Source organism: Vibrio aestuarianus (genome assembly GCF_028858425.1).
Taxonomy (GTDB): Bacteria; Pseudomonadota; Gammaproteobacteria; order Enterobacterales; family Vibrionaceae; genus Vibrio; species Vibrio aestuarianus.
Map to the genome: position 1 here is coordinate 2841343 of NZ_JAKNYQ010000001.1, position 17992 is coordinate 2859334.

The 17992-nt window shown below is 44.2% G+C and carries 19 protein-coding genes; 9 read left to right on the forward strand and 10 right to left on the reverse strand.

The genetic code is table 11. From position 1 onward, the window contains the following. Nucleotides 1-8: 8 nt before the first annotated feature. The 5 genes from aceE to xerD form a co-directional block, all read right to left on the reverse strand. Nucleotides 9-2669: a pyruvate dehydrogenase (acetyl-transferring), homodimeric type gene (gene aceE / locus MCT08_RS12875; protein ID WP_274678541.1), complete on the reverse strand. Its 2661-nt coding sequence runs from the start codon at nt 2667-2669 to the stop codon at nt 9-11. Between the two features lie 53 nt (nt 2670-2722). After that, nucleotides 2723-3490 carry a pyruvate dehydrogenase complex transcriptional repressor PdhR gene (gene pdhR / locus MCT08_RS12880; protein ID WP_053311326.1) on the reverse strand — a complete coding sequence of 256 codons (768 nt, stop codon included), beginning with the start codon at nt 3488-3490 and terminating at the stop codon, nt 2723-2725. 383 nt (nt 3491-3873) lie between these two features. After that, nucleotides 3874-5613: a single-stranded-DNA-specific exonuclease RecJ gene (recJ, locus tag MCT08_RS12885; RefSeq protein ID WP_274678542.1), complete on the reverse strand. Its 1740-nt coding sequence runs from the start codon at nt 5611-5613 to the stop codon at nt 3874-3876. A 43-nt stretch (nt 5614-5656) separates the two neighbouring features. Then, nucleotides 5657-6433 (reverse strand): bifunctional protein-disulfide isomerase/oxidoreductase DsbC, encoded by a 777-nt coding sequence (gene dsbC / locus MCT08_RS12890; RefSeq protein WP_274672554.1) that lies wholly within the window; start codon nt 6431-6433, stop codon nt 5657-5659. Between the two features lie 16 nt (nt 6434-6449). Next, nucleotides 6450-7358 (reverse strand): site-specific tyrosine recombinase XerD, encoded by a 909-nt coding sequence (gene xerD / locus MCT08_RS12895; protein WP_053311329.1) that lies wholly within the window; start codon nt 7356-7358, stop codon nt 6450-6452. Nucleotides 7359-7508: 150 nt separating this feature from the next. Here xerD and fldB point away from each other — a divergent pair, with 150 nt between their 5' ends. After that, nucleotides 7509-8027: a flavodoxin FldB gene (fldB, locus tag MCT08_RS12900; RefSeq protein WP_172531759.1), complete on the forward strand. Its 519-nt coding sequence runs from the start codon at nt 7509-7511 to the stop codon at nt 8025-8027. Here the strand turns inward: fldB and ampD are convergent. Further along, on the reverse strand, nt 8024-8617 hold the full coding sequence (ampD, locus tag MCT08_RS12905; protein WP_274678543.1) for a 1,6-anhydro-N-acetylmuramyl-L-alanine amidase AmpD: 594 nt from the start codon (nt 8615-8617) through the stop codon (nt 8024-8026). The genes fldB and ampD overlap by 4 nt on opposite strands. A gap of 131 nt (nt 8618-8748) precedes the next feature. Between ampD and nadC the strand changes: the two genes are divergently transcribed. From nadC to yacG, 8 genes are all read left to right on the forward strand, one after another. Then, nucleotides 8749-9636 carry a carboxylating nicotinate-nucleotide diphosphorylase gene (nadC, locus tag MCT08_RS12910; protein WP_053311332.1) on the forward strand — a complete coding sequence of 296 codons (888 nt, stop codon included), beginning with the start codon at nt 8749-8751 and terminating at the stop codon, nt 9634-9636. 235 nt (nt 9637-9871) lie between these two features. Continuing rightward, on the forward strand, nt 9872-10291 hold the full coding sequence (locus tag MCT08_RS12915) for a type IV pilin protein (protein ID WP_274678544.1): 420 nt from the start codon (nt 9872-9874) through the stop codon (nt 10289-10291). Nucleotides 10292-10299: 8 nt separating this feature from the next. After that, nucleotides 10300-11988 carry a type IV-A pilus assembly ATPase PilB gene (gene pilB / locus MCT08_RS12920; RefSeq protein WP_274678545.1) on the forward strand — a complete coding sequence of 563 codons (1689 nt, stop codon included), beginning with the start codon at nt 10300-10302 and terminating at the stop codon, nt 11986-11988. A gap of 32 nt (nt 11989-12020) precedes the next feature. Further along, nucleotides 12021-13244 (forward strand): type II secretion system F family protein, encoded by a 1224-nt coding sequence (locus MCT08_RS12925; protein WP_274678546.1) that lies wholly within the window; start codon nt 12021-12023, stop codon nt 13242-13244. Nucleotides 13245-13283: 39 nt separating this feature from the next. Continuing rightward, nucleotides 13284-14156 (forward strand): prepilin peptidase, encoded by an 873-nt coding sequence (locus MCT08_RS12930; protein WP_168523319.1) that lies wholly within the window; start codon nt 13284-13286, stop codon nt 14154-14156. Further along, nucleotides 14156-14764 carry a dephospho-CoA kinase gene (gene coaE, locus MCT08_RS12935; protein ID WP_274678547.1) on the forward strand — a complete coding sequence of 203 codons (609 nt, stop codon included), beginning with the start codon at nt 14156-14158 and terminating at the stop codon, nt 14762-14764. The genes MCT08_RS12930 and coaE overlap by 1 nt, the downstream gene beginning before the upstream one ends. Nucleotides 14765-14796: 32 nt before the next feature. Further along, nucleotides 14797-15537 (forward strand): cell division protein ZapD, encoded by a 741-nt coding sequence (gene zapD / locus MCT08_RS12940; RefSeq protein WP_053311338.1) that lies wholly within the window; start codon nt 14797-14799, stop codon nt 15535-15537. A gap of 91 nt (nt 15538-15628) precedes the next feature. Next, complete coding sequence (yacG, locus tag MCT08_RS12945) at nt 15629-15826, forward strand: DNA gyrase inhibitor YacG (protein WP_053311339.1); 198 nt, start codon at nt 15629-15631, stop codon at nt 15824-15826. A gap of 98 nt (nt 15827-15924) precedes the next feature. Here yacG and rplS read toward each other — a convergent pair whose 3' ends face one another. From rplS to rpsP, 4 genes are read right to left on the reverse strand one after another with little or no spacing between them, the layout of a single operon-like run. After that, nucleotides 15925-16278, reverse strand: a complete 354-nt coding sequence (gene rplS, locus MCT08_RS12950; protein ID WP_053311340.1) for a 50S ribosomal protein L19 — start codon at nt 16276-16278, stop codon at nt 15925-15927. A 41-nt stretch (nt 16279-16319) separates the two neighbouring features. Then, on the reverse strand, nt 16320-17063 hold the full coding sequence (gene trmD / locus MCT08_RS12955) for a tRNA (guanosine(37)-N1)-methyltransferase TrmD (protein ID WP_053311341.1): 744 nt from the start codon (nt 17061-17063) through the stop codon (nt 16320-16322). Nucleotides 17064-17090: 27 nt separating this feature from the next. Next, the gene (gene rimM, locus MCT08_RS12960) at nt 17091-17645 is read right to left on the reverse strand and encodes a ribosome maturation factor RimM (RefSeq protein ID WP_053311342.1); all 555 of its coding nucleotides are present in this window, start codon (nt 17643-17645) and stop codon (nt 17091-17093) included. A 29-nt stretch (nt 17646-17674) separates the two neighbouring features. Continuing rightward, nucleotides 17675-17923: a 30S ribosomal protein S16 gene (gene rpsP / locus MCT08_RS12965; protein WP_053311343.1), complete on the reverse strand. Its 249-nt coding sequence runs from the start codon at nt 17921-17923 to the stop codon at nt 17675-17677. Between the last annotated feature and the right edge of the window lie 69 nt (nt 17924-17992).

Sequence of the window (17992 nt, forward strand, 5' to 3'; positions counted from 1 at the left end):
ACCTTCAATTAAGCGTATAGCGGGTTTGTTTTTTCAGTATCGATGTTGAATTTCTTAATTGCTTGCGCAATGACAGATTTCTCAACTTCGCCACGTTTCGCTAGTTCAGTTAACGCTGCAACCACAACATAACCTGCGTTCACTTCGAAATGACGACGTAAGTTTTCGCGGCTGTCTGAACGACCAAAACCATCCGTACCCAACACTTTGAAAGACTCAGCAGGGATAAACGCACGCACTTGCTCGGCGTAGTTTTTCATGTAATCCGTTGCTGCAATTGCAGGTTCGCTACCCATTACCGTTTGAATGTAAGGAACGTGTGCCTGCGCTTCAGGGTGAAGCATGTTGTAACGTTCACAAGCTTGGCCATCACGAGTTACTTCGTTGAATGACGTTACCGAGTAAACATCAGAAGCAATACCGTACTCATCACTTAAGATTTGAGCCGCTTTACGCACTTCGTTCATGATAGTACCAGAGCTCATTAGCTGAACTTTACCTTTCGAACCAGTGTAAGTTTCTAGCTTATAGATACCCTTACGAATGCCTTCTTCAGCGCCTTCTGGCATTGCTGGCATTGCGTAGTTTTCGTTCATCAGAGTTAGGTAGTAGAACACGTTCTCTTGATCACCATACATACGACGGATACCGTCTTGCATGATTACCGCCACTTCATAAGCGAAGGTTGGATCGTAAGAAATACAGTTAGGAACCGTACCCGCCATGATGTGCGAGTGGCCATCTTCGTGCTGTAGACCTTCGCCGTTAAGCGTTGTACGACCAGCTGTTGCACCTAGTAAGAAACCACGAGCTTGTTGATCGCCCGCCATCCACGCCATATCACCTACACGTTGGAAACCAAACATGGAGTAATAGATGTAGAACGGAATCATTGGCAGGTTGTTGGTGCTGTATGATGTTGCAGCCGCAACCCATGAAGACATAGCACCTAGCTCATTGATACCTTCTTGTAGTACCTGACCTGATGTTGCTTCTTTATAGTAAGAAACGATATCGCGATCTTGAGGGGTGTAGTTCTGGCCGTGTGGATTGTAAATACCGATTTGACGGAATAGACCTTCCATACCAAATGTACGCGCTTCATCGGCAATAATTGGCACAATGTTCTTACCAATATTTTTATCTTTAAGCAGAACGTTCAATGCACGAACAAATGCCATTGTTGTTGAAATATCACGCTTCTGCTCTTCAAGTAGTGGCTTGAATTCATCAACTGGTGGAATCACTAATTCTTCTGTGAATTTAGGCAAACGCTGTGGCGTGTAACCTTTTAGTGCTTTACGACGAGCATGTAGATATTCGTGCTCTTTAGAGCCTTCTTCCAGCGTTAGGTATGGCAGTTCTTTTACCGCTTCGTCAGTTAGCAGATCTTGTAGGCCTAGACGATCACGTAGATGAAGTACGTGAGTCATGTCCATCTTCTTAACTTGGTGTGCGATATTCTTACCTTCTGCCGCTTCACCCATGCCGTAACCTTTTACTGTTTTCGCTAGGATAACAGTAGGACGACCATTGGTTTCTTGTGCATTTTTAAATGCCGCGTACAGTTTAGATGAATCATGACCACCACGCTTAAGCGCGAAGATCTCATCATCAGTCATGTCTGCAACAAGTGCTGCAGTTTCTGGGTATTTACCAAAGAAGTGCTCACGTACGTACGCGCCATCTTTAGATTTGAATGTTTGGTAGTCACCATCGATAGTTTCATTCATTAGTTGAAGAAGCTTACCAGATGTGTCTTTTGCCAGTAGTGAATCCCAGTTACTACCCCAGATAACTTTAACCACATTCCAACCAGCGCCTTTAAATAGGCCTTCTAGTTCTTGGATGATGCTGCCGTTACCCATAACAGGGCCATCTAGACGCTGTAGGTTACAGTTGATTAGGAAACATAGATTATCGAGTTTTTCACGAGCGGCAAACGAGATTGCACCGCGTGATTCTGGCTCGTCCATTTCACCATCACCTAGGAACGCGTAAACACGTTGCTCTTTGGTATCTTTCATACCACGGCCATCTAGGTATTTAAGGAAGCGAGCTTGATAAATAGCAGAGATCGGACCTAGTCCCATAGATACAGTCGGGAATTGCCAGAACTCAGGCATCAATTTAGGGTGAGGATATGAAGGGATACCCTTGCCATCCACTTCTTGACGGAAGTTGTCTAGCTGTTCAGCAGTTAAACGGCCTTCAACAAAAGCACGTGCGTAGATCCCAGGAGAGATGTGACCTTGGTAATAAACCAAGTCGCCACCATCTTTTTCGTTAGGGGCACGGAAGAAGTGGTTAAAACATGTTTCGTAGAACGCAGCAGAAGACTGGAATGACGCCATGTGGCCGCCAAGCTCAAGGTCTTTTTTCGATGCACGTAGAACGATCATGATCGCGTTCCAACGGATGATTGAGCGAATACGACGCTCAAGCGTTGTGTCACCTGGGTAAGCTGGCTCTTGTGCTGCAGGAATCGTGTTGATGTAGTTGGTAGTAATACCAGTTGGCATATCAACACCGTCTAGACGTGCTTTGTCTAAAACTTGCTCTAGTAAAAACTGAGCACGCTCTACACCTTCTTCACGTACAACTGACTCAAGGGCTGCTAGCCATTCCTGAGTTTCCAGTGCATCTACGTCATGCTTCATGTCAGACATGGAGATCTATCCTTCTGTTGGTTGGATCTATAAACAAGCAATTAGTCGCTAATTTACGACTCATTACCCTGTTGAATTCGACGTAAAGAACGCTCACGGCGAGACTCTTCTTTGGTCAAATCCAACAATGTTTCTTCGATATAAGCTAAGTGAGAATGTGACATTTCACGCGCCTTTTCCGGCTGACCAGAAACAATCGCATCCACGATATTAGCTCGGTGTTTACTTACTTTCTCCACCACTTCATGGCGGCGGTGTAATAGCTTTAAATTCTGTAGAACATTTTGCTCAAGCAATGGAGCAAGGCTACGGACAATATGCAAAAGCACCACATTGTGTGCAGCTTCAGTGAGAGCGACTAAAAACTCAACCACCGCGGACGCTTCTGCTTCAATCTCTTTCTTTGCTTGTTGCTCACCAATTCTAGCTAAGCAGGATTGAATTCGAGCAAAATCTTCCTCAGTACCACGCAAGGCTGCAAAATAGGCAGAAATACCCTCCATCGCGTGTCGCGATTCAAGTAAATCGAGCTGAGTTTCAGAGTGGCTAGACAATAAATTTAGCAGAGGATCAGAAAAACTTTTCCAGATATTCTCGCTAACAAACGTTCCACCACCTTGACGCCGAGTTAATAGGCGCTTGGCTTCTAAACGTTGAATAGCTTCTCGGATAGAGGGACGCGACACTTCGAACTGCTTTGCCAGTTCTCGCTCTGGTGGCAATTGTTGCCCCGGAGAGAGTGTTCCTTCCACTATCAACCTTTCCAACTCCTGTTCGATAACATCGGAGAGTTTTGGCTGACGAATCCTTTGATAAGCCATAATTTATTATTCTTCTACTCTTTGCAGTCAATTGGTAATACCAATTTCAAGTTGGTGCAGAAATTAACATAATTAAAACGCGGATGTCCAGCCAAAACTTGACCTAAATCATAGAACAGGTCACGTTTAAACACACTGATAACATTAATAAGTTAAAACAGAAAAGATAATGGTCAGACCAATTACATAATCAATACAGATGGGGAATGAACGGGCTACTATACCCAATCACACGATAAATAAATTAGGTTGAGGGTCGTTGATTCACTACAGATCGTTGCTCAAGAACAAAAAGCTTGGGAAAGGCAGTATAAAGAGAATAAAAAAGCTGAATATAATCAATCACTACTGATGCCACAGTGACGCGGCATCAGTAGTCGACATTACTTCGCTTCTAGATGATCAATCATCAATTGCAGCGATTGATTACCACGAAATTCATTGATATCGAGCTTATAAGCAAGCCGAACGGTTTTCACAGATGCATCTGGCCAACGTCTTAAATCAACATTGAACGCAATACCATCGATCATAATATTGGTCGGATGACCTTTGAATAACGGTTCAAGCATTAATTTTAAATGCTTTTCTCCGACCAACTTTTGATGCAAGAGTTTAAATTCACCATCAAAGAGCGGTTCAGGAAACGCTTGTCCCCACGGCCCACCAGCACGCAGCATTTCAGCGGTATGCATAGAGAATTCTTCAGGTTTTAATTCACCGTCAGACAAAATCACACCTTTTAATGCCGCCTCATCTAACTCTTCTCGCACCACCTGATCAAACAAACTCGCAAAGCGTTCAAAATCTTTTTCGGCAATGGTTAAACCTGCCGCCATTGCATGACCACCAAATTTGGCAATTAAACCGGGGTGTTGCGTATCAATCCGATCCAAAGCATCGCGCATGTGTAAGCCAGCCACAGAGCGACATGACCCCTTGATATTGCCATCGCCACCATCCGCAAACGCAATCACAGGTCGGTGATATTTATCTTTGATGCGCGAAGCTAAAATACCAATCACACCTTGGTGCCAATCTCGTTGAAACAGTACTACCCCATGAGGTAATTGTGTATTTTCGCCAAGCTGTAAGCGTTCACAAAAAGCCAACGCTTCTTGTTTCATGCCTTCTTCGATTTCTTTGCGCGTTTGATTTAAGCCATCAAGCTCATTCGCCATCCGGCGTGCCGCGTGAATGTTATTACTCATCAATAACTCGACACCGAAAGACATATCATCCAAACGACCAGCAGCGTTGATCCTTGGGCCTAATGCAAAACCAAAGTCAGAGGCAACCAAACGTCGCGCATCACGCTTGGCTACTTCGATCAAAGCTTGGATCCCCGGCCTTGCGTGCCCAGCACGAATACGCTGTAAACCTTGATGCACGAGAATACGGTTATTTTCATCAAGCGGTACCACGTCAGCAACGGTGCCAAGCGCGACGAGATCGATCAACTCCATCAATTTCGGCTCAGCCATTCCTTGCTCACTAAACCAGCCTGATTTACGCATGTGAACACACAATGCCATCATCAAATAAAACGCAACACCAACCCCTGCCAAAGCTTTCGATGGAAACGCACAGCTTTGTAAGTTGGGGTTAACCATTGCATCGACTTCCGGCAAGACATGCCCAGGCAAGTGATGATCCGTCACTAATACGGTTAACCCTTGTTGTTTGGCATAGCGCACACCTTCGATTGATGAAACACCATTATCCACGGTCATGATCACCTGCGCGCCCAACTCAATCGCTTGATCAACCACTTCAGGGCTTAAGCCATATCCATCTTCAAAACGGTTAGGTACTAGGTAATCCACATTATGACTACCAAGCATGCGCAGTGCTAAAACCGAAAGCGCCGAACTGGTTGCCCCATCAGCGTCGAAATCCCCAACGACAATAATGCGCTGTTGTTGCTGAATCGCGTTAAACAGTAATTCGACCGCTTCTTCAATTCCCCCTAATTTCTGGTAAGAATGTAAGGCTTTGGCAGCTTTATCCAGTTGCTCGACACTGGTAATACCGCGACTGATGTAAATGCGTTTCAGCAAGGAAGGGAGAGTATCGGGAAGTTGTGAAAGGTCTGGTTCAGGTCTGCGTTTTATCTCAATCATAAATCAGCAGGCTTGAGTAAACTCAAGCCTGACTCCTAAGTTATTAAAGCTGTTGAAGGCGTTGCAATAGTTGAGCTGGCGGCAAATAGCCTCCGACCATTTCACCATTCGGTAAGAATATCGCTGGTGTACCGCTGATACCCAATTCACGTCCAAGCTGATAATGCTGCGCTATCGTCTGCTTCGCCTGATCGATATTTTCACCGGCTTGAGGCGCGCCACGATTCGTTTTCGCTTCATTCATCGCAGCCGCTTTATCATCGGCACTCCAAATGACGGCCATTTGTTCGGCAACTTGACCAGTCGCGCCTTGGCGAGGGAAAGCCATGTAGCGCACAGTAATACCAAGCTCGTTATAGCCTGCCATTTGGCTGTGCAGACGTGTGCAGTAGCCACAAGTAATGTCAGTAAATACTGTCACAATGTATTTTTCATCTGCCGCTTTGTACTCGATCATGCTGTTTTTGAAAGTTTCAATTTTAGCCGCGTTCAGCGGTGCTTGACGCTTTGCCAATACATCGACATAACCACCATTTTCATCTAATTGATACAATGTTCCTGCAATAAAATGACGACCATCAGGCGAAGCAAATAAAATTCCGCCCGAAGTTTGCACTTCAACTAAACCTTCGACATCAGAGGCTTTAACATCAACCACTTGCAAACCTAATTTTGAAAAACGTTGTTCAAAAACGCCTTTATCAATAGATTGTACTTGCTTGATTTGTGCCGTTTGTGGGGCTGTGGTGGTTTCTTCAGCGTTACACGCTGCAACGAAAAATGGCAATGTAAGTAGAGTCAATTGGCGTAATACGCTCATGTAAGTTCACCTTTATTCAAGCCCTTGGATGGTGCTCGCTATGCAATTGTTTGAGTCGCTCTGTGGCGACGTGAGTATAAATTTGCGTGGTTGATAAGTCACTATGTCCAAGCAGCATTTGCACAACCCGTAGATCTGCTCCGTAATTGAGCAAATGAGTGGCAAAAGCGTGCCTTAATACGTGCGGCGAGAGTTTTTCAACGTCAATTTCCGCGATCACTGCATAGTGTTTAATCCGATGCCAAAATGTTTGGCGAGTCATCTGCCGTGCGCGTTTGCTCGGAAAAACGATATCGGATGTCTGCTCCCCTAATAATGCAGACCGCCCTTGGTGGAGAAAAGTTTCAATCCAATCCACCGCATTTTCTCCCATTGGAACCAAACGCTCTTTTCCGCCTTTACCAATCACTCGCACGACACCTTGGCGCAAACTGATGTTTTCCATGGTGAGTGACACTAATTCAGTGACACGCAGCCCGGTGGCATACAATAGTTCAAGCATGGCTCTGTCGCGCAATTCGAGCGGATTGTTGGTATCTGGCGCATTAAGCAGCGCATCCACCTGCTGCTCTGACAGATCTTTTGGTAAACGTTGCGGCAGCTTAGGGCTGACCAACAAAGCACTCGGATCATCGGCGCGAATTTTCTCTCGGTGCAGATATTGAAACAAACGACGAATCGCCGAGAGCATACGCGCCCGTGAAGTTTGCTTGTAGTCTTGGTCAGCAAGCCACGCTTGATACTGTTGTAACCCAGACAAACTAATAAAATCGAGGCGATAGTTATCGTGCTGCATCCACTGCAATAGTTTCGTCAGATCATTGCGATACGAAGAGAGCGTATTTTCTGATAAACCGCGTTCCATCCACATCGCATCTAAAAATTGTTCGACAATTCCTTGGTCAGGAGAAAAATGCTCAGCCACATCAAACCTCAGTAGTAAAAATAACCTTGCTCAGGTTAAGTGAGCCACGAGTTTAATACCATAAAAAAACAGGGTTAGCAGGATAATCGCTGCAAAGCGCGTCAATTTATGGTTAGAATTCACCATTCTGACTTTAAACGACAAAAAATTATGAAGATCGGTCTGTTTTACGGCTCAACCACTTGTTATACCGAAATGGCAGCAGAAAAGATCCGCGCCATCATCGGTGAAGATTTAGTCGACATTCACAATGTGAAAGAGACACCACTTTCTTTGATGAGCGACTATGATCTTTTAATACTCGGTATTTCAACCTGGGACTTTGGCGAAATCCAAGAAGATTGGAGCGCAATATGGGATCAAATCGATGGCGTGTCACTAAACGACAAGTACGTCGCATTGTTCGGGTTAGGCGATCAAGAAGGTTATGGCGAATGGTACCTCGATGCGATGGGGATGCTACATGATGAGCTAAAACAAGTTGGTGCCCAATTTATTGGCTATTGGCCAAACCAAGGCTACCAATTTGAAGCATCGAAAGCACTGACTGAAGATGGATCCCATTTTGTCGGTTTAGCGTTGGATGAAGATTCGCAATACGAGTTCAGTGACGAACGCATTCAAACCTGGGTTGAGCAAATTTTAGTGGAGTTCCACGACAAGATTTAATCTTGCTTGAGCTGCGCCCTAAATCGACGCCAGTCAAAGACTAAACCGGGGTCGGTTTTGCGCAGCGGTGCAATATACTGGTGCCCGGTAATACGCTCAGTGGTGATCTTCGGATAATGCATCATTAACGCCTTGCTTAAATCCGTAAGCGCTTGATATTGTGCCTGAGTGTAGGCAACGAAATCGCTCCCTTCCAATTCAATACCTATCGAGTAGTCATTGCATTTTGCTCTGCCAGCAAAGCTTGATTGCCCAGCATGCCAAGCTCTGGCATTAAATGGCACAAATTGTATCACCTGGCCATTTCGACAAATCAGACAATGCGCCGAAACACCCATAGTATGAATCGTCTTAAAAAAAGGATGGGCATTGGGATCCAATCGACCAGTAAAAAACTGCTCAATATAGGGGCCACCAAACTTTCCGGGCGGTAAACTGATGTTATGCAGCACCAGCAATGAAATATCGTCCTCATCACTACGCTCATCAAAAAAAGGCGAGACAACACGGCGGGCATGTTGGTACCAACCGTCAACAATCGCTGTGTTTTTCGTGACTTCGCTACTTGGGATAGTTAAGTTATACGCCATATTCAAAGGCTCTCTATTGGGTATAGTGATGATTTTCCGTATCGCTATTAGAAATTAGCGATTAATGGCTGAATTTGCTGTTGAGTCAGCGTATCATTCCCACTTCTGTTCAACACAATATTAGATTTGCGATGAAAAATACACACAATAGCCAACAACGCCTTGATTATCTAAAACAACAGCTTCCTCTTGAAATTACTCGTGCCGTGGCCGAGACACTTAAAGAAGATCTTGGTGGTACTCTTGATGCCACATCTGATATCACCGCAAGTCTAATTCCAGCAGACGCTCACAACGTTGCCACCATTATCACTCGTGAACAGGGTGTATTTTGTGGACAAGCATGGGCTGATGAAGTCTTTAAACAGCTCGGTGGTGAAGTCACCATTGACTGGCATGTACAAGACGGTGACAGCGTAGAGCCTAATCAAACATTATGTACCCTTTCCGGCCCAGCTCGCGCGCTATTAACTGGTGAACGTAATGCGATGAACTTTATTCAAACCTTGTCTGGCTGCGCCACAACAACTGCGCAATACGCCAAACAGCTTGCAGGTACTGATTGCCGCTTGCTTGATACCCGTAAAACCATTCCTGGCTTACGCAGCGCACTGAAATATGCCGTCGCGTGTGGTGGTGGTTTTAACCATCGTATTGGGGTATTCGATGCCTACCTCATTAAAGAAAATCACATTATTGCTTGCGGTGGCATCACACAGGCGATCGGTGAGGCGAAAAAGCTAAACCCAGGAAAACCGGTAGAAGTTGAAACCGAAAGCTTGGAAGAGTTAGTCGAAGCGATTGAAGCTGGCGCCGATATTATCATGCTAGATAACTTCAGCACCGATATGATGCGTGAAGCAGTAAAAATTAATGCAGGTCGTGCGGCACTTGAAAACTCTGGCAATGTAACGCTTGAGACCATTCGTGAATACGCACAAACCGGTGTTGATTACATTTCAGTGGGCGCTTTGACTAAGCACTTAAAGGCGATGGATTTATCCATGCGTTTCAAATAGATCAATCCACATCTACTTATTACATTTTTGACTAAGGAAGCTAAATCAGCTTCCTTTTTAATGACACTCATATCAAAAAAGCTTCGTTTTTAACTGAGTCGTATTTTTTCATGTTCTGTATGCAATACGATAAATAAAAACTCTAAATCACTCGCGCAGCCCTATTTTACGCATTCCTTCTACTCAACAAGATTCTTATGCTCAGTCATTGGAATGTATTCAACTGGAGAAGGCAATGAACACCAATAGCAACAGAAAACAAAACGGATTTACCTTAATTGAATTGATGATTGTAGTGGCCATTATTGGTGTGCTGTCTGCGATAGCGGTGCCTGCGTATAAAAATCATGTCAAAAAATCTGAAGCCACAGTCGCTTTAAGTACGCTAAGCGCATTACTAACCAATATTGATATAGAAGCTCAAGAAACCGGATCTTTTCCTTCAGATTTGACCAATATTGGTGCATCAAGTGCCATGAATACTCTTGGTACACTTGAATTTCCCTCCGGCGTATCTTCTGCAATTCAGTTTAAGTTTGGTAGCCAATCGACGATGCAAAATAAAATTGTTCGCTTTACTAAAGGTTCATCAGGTTGGAGCTGCCAACACGATACAGCACAAACATTAAAGAGCTGTGTGGCAGGCACGTTCTAGTAAAAAATATGCTCACCAATCTCCCCGCAATTCTTCGGCAAGCAAATCTTATTAGCCTTGCGCAAGAGCAAACGGTTATAGAACATATTGAAGCTTCTGGTGATAGTGTGCTAGAGGCTCTTCTCACTTTAGGTTTATTTCATCATTACGAGTTAACCGAACATTTAAGCTCTATTTTCGGTTTGCCCGACACTGACCTAACGGGTTATGACTACCACACATTGTGTCAACAATTGGGCTTGCGAGAACTCATTACCCGCTACCAAGCACTACCAATTTTAAGAAAAGGCCAAACCCTGACCATTGCAGTTTCCGACCCAACCCATTTGCAAATAGAAGATGATTTTCGCTTCGCAACGGGTTTGAAAATTGAATTGGTGTTGGCTGACTATAAAACTTTACAAGCCGCAATTCGTCGCCTGTATGGGCGAGCAATGCAAGAATCATTAAGCACGGAAAGAGAGATCAACCAAGATCAACTGGCAAATTTAGTTCAACTCGCTGACGATGAAATTCAGTCGGTAGAAGATCTTAGCCAAGATAATTCTCCCGTTAGTCGTTTCATCAATCAAATTTTATTAGATGCGATACGTAAAGGCGCATCCGATATTCACTTTGAACCCTACGAAACGCTCTACCGAGTTCGCTTACGTTGTGACGGTATGTTAGTCGAAACCCAACAGCCAGCCAGTCATTTAGGTCGCCGCCTTGCTGCGCGGATAAAAATCCTCTCTAAACTTGATATTGCCGAGCGGCGCCTTCCACAAGATGGACGGATAAAATTGCGTTTAAACCAAGACACAGCCATTGATATGCGTGTTTCAACACTACCTACCTTATGGGGTGAAAAAATCGTATTACGCTTACTCGATAGCAGTGCCTCCCACCTCGATATAGGCAAACTAGGTTACAACGATAAGCAAAAACAACTCTACTTACAGGCACTAAAAAGGCCGCAAGGAATGATCTTAATGACAGGCCCTACTGGCAGCGGAAAAACCGTTTCACTTTATGCTGGGTTACGCCTGCTCAATACTACCGATGTCAATATCTCTACCGCGGAAGATCCTGTCGAGATCAACCTATCAGGCATTAACCAGGTTCAGGTACAGCCAAAGATTGGTTTTGGATTTGCACAAGCATTACGTTCATTTTTACGCCAAGACCCCGACATTGTAATGGTCGGTGAAATTCGAGATACAGAAACGGCTGAAATTGCGGTCAAAGCAGCGCAAACTGGCCACTTAGTCCTTTCAACCTTACACACTAACTCCGCCGCTGAAACCGTGATCCGCTTAAGTAGCATGGGAATTGAGGCGTTTAACCTAGCGTCCTCATTGAGTCTTATTGTTGCTCAGAGGCTAGCAAGACGACTTTGCCCACATTGCAAAAGAGCAACTAGTGCAACGCCCAGCTTGCTGCGGAAATTTAATCTTTCTGATCAAGACGTTATTTATGAGGCAAACCCTCGTGGCTGTAATGAGTGTACCAATGGCTATGCAGGAAGAGTGGGCATCTACGAAATGATGGAATTCACCCCTCAATTAACACAGGCTATCATGCACAAGGCCAGCATATTACAAATAGAACAACTCGCTAAAGCCAACGGTATGCAAACCCTCCAAGAATCAGGCATCGAAAAACTGAAACTTGGAGTAACCAGCGTTAAAGAGTTACAACGTGTTCTTTATTTCTAACTCAACGATAACTCACTGATTGAGCGCAAATAATGAAAACATCAACAACAAAGCTTAAGCATTACCGTTGGAAAGGGATAAATAGCTCAGGTAAAAAAGTCTACGGGCAAATACTGGCTTTGGATGAGTTAGAAGTGCGCGGCAAACTACAAGATCAGCATATTGAACTTAGGAGAGTGAAAAAAGGCCGTCTTTCTCTCATCGCTCACCTCACTCATCGTGTTAAAGCTAAAGACATTACCTTGTTAACTCGCCAATTAGCAACCATGCTCAGCACCGGGGTTCCTATCGTTCAGGCATTAAAATTGGTTGGACACAATCATCGTAAGGCGGAGATGAAATCGATTCTAGCGCAAGTAACAAAAGGGGTTGAGGCCGGCACTCCTATTTCAAAATCAATGAGCACAGCAAGCACCTATTTTGACCAACTGTATGTTGATTTAGTTTATAGCGGTGAACAATCCGGCAACTTGGCCGAGGTCTTTGAGCGTTTAGCCACCTACAGAGAAAAAAGTGAGCAATTACATGCCAAAGTTATCAAAGCGCTCATTTACCCAACAATGGTCGTCTTTGTCGCTTTGGCCGTTGCTTATTTAATGCTCACGCTTGTGATCCCTGAATTTGAAGTCATGTTTAAAGGCTTCGGTGCAGAGCTGCCTTGGTTTACTCAGCAAGTTTTACAGCTCTCACATTGGGTACAAAACTACAGCCTTTGGGGGTTCGCTAGCGTGTTACTTATTATCAGTAGCGTTAAAGCTGTGCGTAAAAAATCGTTTTCAATTCGTCTTAAAACCAGTCAATTAAGTTTGAGATTACCCATTCTTGGTGCTGTTATCGGCAAAGCTTCCATCGCTAAATTCTGTCGAACATTGGCAACCAGTTTTAGCGCCGGAATTCCCATTCTGACCTGTTTAAAATCGACCGCGAAAACCGCTGGTAATATCCATTTCGAGACAGCGATTCAAGGTGTTTATCGAGATACAGCGGCAGGTATGCCAATGTACATCGCTATGCGCAATACCAATGCCTTCCCTGAAATGGTGCTGCAAATGGTAATGATTGGCGAAGAGTCAGGTAAACTCGATGACATGCTCAACAAAGTGGCGACTATTTATGAATTTGAAGTCGATAACACCGTTGATAATCTTGGTAAAATCCTCGAACCACTGATAATTATTTTCCTCGGTACTGTCGTCGGTGGACTAGTTGTGGCAATGTATTTACCAATCTTTAACTTAATGAGTGTATTGGGATAGTATAATCCCCGCGAATTATTTTATTACTCGAGTCCTTGCATGGAAGTTTTTGACTATTACCCTTGGCTATTCCCACTATTTGCCTGCTTATTTGGCTTGATTGTCGGTAGCTTTCTCAATGTCGTTATTTATCGTCTCCCAAAAATAATGGAGCGAGAATGGCAACAAGAATGTGCAGACTCATTTCCTGAATATCATATTGCACCGCCAGAAGGGCAACTGACGCTTAGTATTCCTCGCTCAACGTGCCCACATTGCAACACTCCGATCCGCGTCATCGACAATATTCCATTGTTCAGCTGGCTATTTCTGAGAGGCAAATGCTCGCACTGTAAAAGCCCTATCAGTGTGCGTTACCCAGCCATTGAACTGCTAACGGCAAGTCTAAGCTTACTGATTGCTACCCATTTTGGTTTTAGCTATTTTTCCGTAGCATTACTGTTTTTCACCTTCATATTAATTGCCGCCACTTTTATCGACCTAGATACCATGCTACTACCCGATCAACTAACCTTACCGTTGCTTTGGGCTGGGTTGGCCTTATCCTTATTACAGGTTAGCCCAGTTAGCCTTAACGATGCAGTGATTGGAGCAATGGCTGGCTACCTAAGCCTATGGTCGGTTTACTGGTTGTTTAAACTAGCCACTGGTAAAGAGGGAATGGGCTACGGTGACTTTAAGTTACTTGCCGCTTTAGGCGCTTGGCTTGGCTGGCAATATTTACCGATGATCATTTTAATGTCATCACTGGTTGGTTTAGTCTTCGGCATCATTCAGCTTCGTTTACAAAAGAAAGGCATCGACAAAGCTTTCCCTTTTGGCCCTTACCTTGCAATTGCAGGCTGGCTAACCCTCATTTGGGGTAGCGATATCATGGGGTGGTATATAGGCTCAGTAGTGGGGTTAAATTAATGACATTTGTAGTAGGTTTAACGGGTGGTATCGCGAGTGGTAAAACGACCGTCGCCAATATATTCCACCAGCATTTTGGGATTGATATTGTTGATGCAGACGTCATAGCAAGACAAGTGGTTGAAGTTGGATCTAAGGGTTTAAAAGCGATTGAAGAGCATTTTGGTCATAAGATTTTGCACGCTAATGGTCAGTTGGATCGCGCGACTCTAAGATCTAAAATCTTCGCAGATGAAACGCAAAAAGCCTGGCTCAACAATTTACTCCACCCAATGATCCGCGAAAAAATGCTTGAACAGCTATCGAGCACAACCTCACCTTACGCATTATTGGTGGTGCCTTTATTAATAGAAAACAACCTGCAATCGCTCGCAAACCGAATTTTAGTGGTTGATGTCGATACTGAAACGCAAATCTCCCGCACAATGGCAAGAGATAATGTCTCAGAACAACAAGTCCGAGCCATCTTAGCTGCACAAGCGAGCCGTGAGCAAAGACTCGCACAAGCTGACGATGTGGTTAAAAATAGCGCAGAAAACCAGAAACTTTTGCCGCAAATCACAGAATTGCATCAAAAGTATCTAGCCATCTGTGGGCAAAATCGGTGAGAATAACTAAGACCGAACGTAAGGCTAGCTAGATGACCACGCATAAGTTTGAACATCCACTCAACGAAAAAACTCGTATCTATTTAAGAGTCGAAGCACTGCTTAATCAGCTCATGCATTCGGCTCAATTTCGTGATGGTATTCAACACCAATTGTTCTTTCGTTCTTTGTTTGATCTTCTGGAAATATTTGAGCAGATCCAACTAAAGAGTGAACTCGCTAAAGATATCGAAAAGCAGCGTCTGGCTTATCGAAGTTGGTTGAATGTCGATGGCGTTGATCAAGCCATGCTGCTATCACTGCTAGAAGATGTTGATGACGTTCATCGAAATTTGATGGCTGCAGAACGTTTTGGCCAATCTTTAAAAGAGGATCGTTTCCTAAGCACCATCCGTCAGCGCTTCAACTTACCCGGTGGTTCATGCTGTTTTGACTTACCAGCTCTACACTACTGGCTACATATTCCATTGGAAAAGAAAACACAGGACGCGCACCAATGGATGGAGACATTGCGACCGTTATCTAAGGCGCTGCAACTTTGGCTCAGGCTAACGCGTGAAACAGGGCATTTTAAAACTCGCTTAGCAAGCTCTGGCTTTTACCAAAGTGATGCTGAAGACGCTAATATCTTACGCTTATCGATCCCTCTTGATTATGGTGTCTACCCAATGATATCCGGCCATAAAAATCGATTTGCGATTAAGTTTATTGACTTTCAATCTGGGCAAGCAAGTAGCCGTGATGTTGAATTTGATCTCGCCGTTTGTTGCTAAACCATTTACTAACCAATTCTCTCTTTGCCCTTACTTTCGATGCCGTTAAATAATACACTTACGCTCATCAATTCGTTAAGCGCAGTATGTTATGACCAAGAAAATCACTATCGTTAAATGCCCACAATGTAAAACTGATGTGGAATGGGGGGAACAGAGCCCCTATCGACCTTTTTGCTCAAAACAGTGTCAGATGATCGACTTTGGCGAATGGGCTGATGAAGAGAAATCGATTGCCGGCGCCCCTGACATGTCAGACAGCGATGGTTGGTCAGAAGATCAATATTGACCACTTCATCTAAATTTAACGTGTACTGAACTAATTAAACCGATAAAAAAACGGAGCCAAATGGCTCCGTTTTCTCTATGAGAACGCTAGTAATAGCATTACTTCTTAGTAAGTTTCTCTTTGATACGAGCTGACTTACCAGAACGCTCACGTAGGTAGTACAGTTTGGCACGACGTACTGCACCGCGGCGTTTAACTTCAATGCTATCAACCACTGGAGAGTGAGTTTGGAACGTACGCTCAACACCTTCACCGTTAGAGATCTTACGAACAGTGAATGCAGAGTGTAGACCACGGTTACGGATTGCGATTACAACGCCTTCGAAAGCCTGTAGACGCTCACGGTCACCTTCTTTTACCTTAACTTGAACCACAACAGTGTCACCTGGTGCGAATTTAGGTAGGTCTTGCTTCATTTGCTCTTCTTCAAGAGCCTTGATGATGTTACTCATTTTAAAAATTCCTAGAATAAACTGATACTAAATTAAATAGGTTACTGAGTCTGAGCTTCTTTAATGTACTCAACCAGTAATTGTTCCTGTTCGTCAGTCAGAGCTAGGTTTTCCAGGAGCTCTGGCCTTCTATGCCAAGTTCGGCCCAACGACTGCTTAAGTCGCCAGCGACGAATATCCTTATGATTACCGGATTTCAGTACCGCTGGTACTTCTATTCCATCTAATACTTCAGGACGCGTGTAGTGTGGACAATCTAACAGACCATTCGCAAAAGAGTCTTCTTCTGCGGACGCGAAATCTCCTAGTACCCCCGGAACAAACCGAGAAACGGAATCAATCAACGTCATGGCTGGCAGTTCACCACCTGTCATAACAAAATCCCCAATTGACCATTCTTCGTCAACTTCAGATTGGATGACACGCTCATCTATCCCTTCGTAACGGCCACAAATAAGAACTAAGTTCTGATTAGTTGCCAGTTCCTCTACTCCTTGTTGGTCGAGCTTTCGACCTTGAGGAGAAAGATAAATGACTTTCGTCTTTCCCGGTGCGGCTTGTTTTGCTGCATGAATGGCATCGCGCAAAGGCTGAACCATCATGAGCATTCCAGGACCACCACCGTAAGGTCTATCATCGACAGTGCGATGCTTGTCATGAGTGAAATCACGAGGATTCCAAGTCTCAATAGACAGTAAACCTTTTTTAACCGCTTGACCTGTTACTCCAAAATCAGTAACAGAACGGAACATTTCAGGAAATAGGCTAATTACGCCAACCCACATGTGTTCTCTCGCTCTGAAATTTTAGAGTTAGAATGCCGGATCCCAGTCAACTTCGATCCGTTGAGCTTCGCGATCAACTTTCTTGATCACTTGCTCTTCAAGGTACGGTATCAACCGTTCCTTTTGGCCAAAAGCATCTTTTAGATTCGCTTTCACAACCAAAACATCGTTGGAGCCAGTTTCTAATAGGTCAGTGACCTCACCAAGGTTATAGCCCTTAGTGGTAATAACTTGCATACCAAACAATTCACGCCAGTAGAACTCATCTTCTGACAATTCAGGTAATGATGCGGGATCAACAGCAATTTCAAAGTTGGTGAGTAGATGTGCGTTTTCGCGAACATCTAAACCTTCAAGCTTTACCACCATACTCTTGTTATGGCGCTTCCAGCTTTCTACTTTGTACTCGACCCACTGCCCTTTTTGGTTAATAAACCACGGGCTGTAATCAAAAATGCTTTCAGCTTCGTCTGTGTAGGAAAAAACTTTGAGCCAGCCACGAATGCCATAGGTAGCACCAAACTTGCCCATAACAATCTTTTCGTTTTCTTTGCTCATTGTTTCTTTACCTTTCATCGACATAAGCTAATTTTCTTCTATAAAAGTAAGAATTAAGCCGCTTTTTGAGCGTCTTTTACTAGCTTAGCTACGCGATCAGATACAGATGCGCCTTGGCTAACCCAGTGGTTAACGCGCTCTAGATCTACACGTAGACCTTCTTCTTGACCAGTAGCAGTAGGGTTAAAGAAACCTACTTTCTCGATGAAACGGCCAGTTGCAGCGTTACGGCTATCCGCAACTACGATTTGATAAAATGGACGCTTTTTAGCGCCGTGACGTGCCAAACGAATGGTTACCATGTCGTCCTCTTTGCTTTCTCAATAATAAAATTAACCCCAATAACTATTCACGAAAAACAGTCTGGGGTC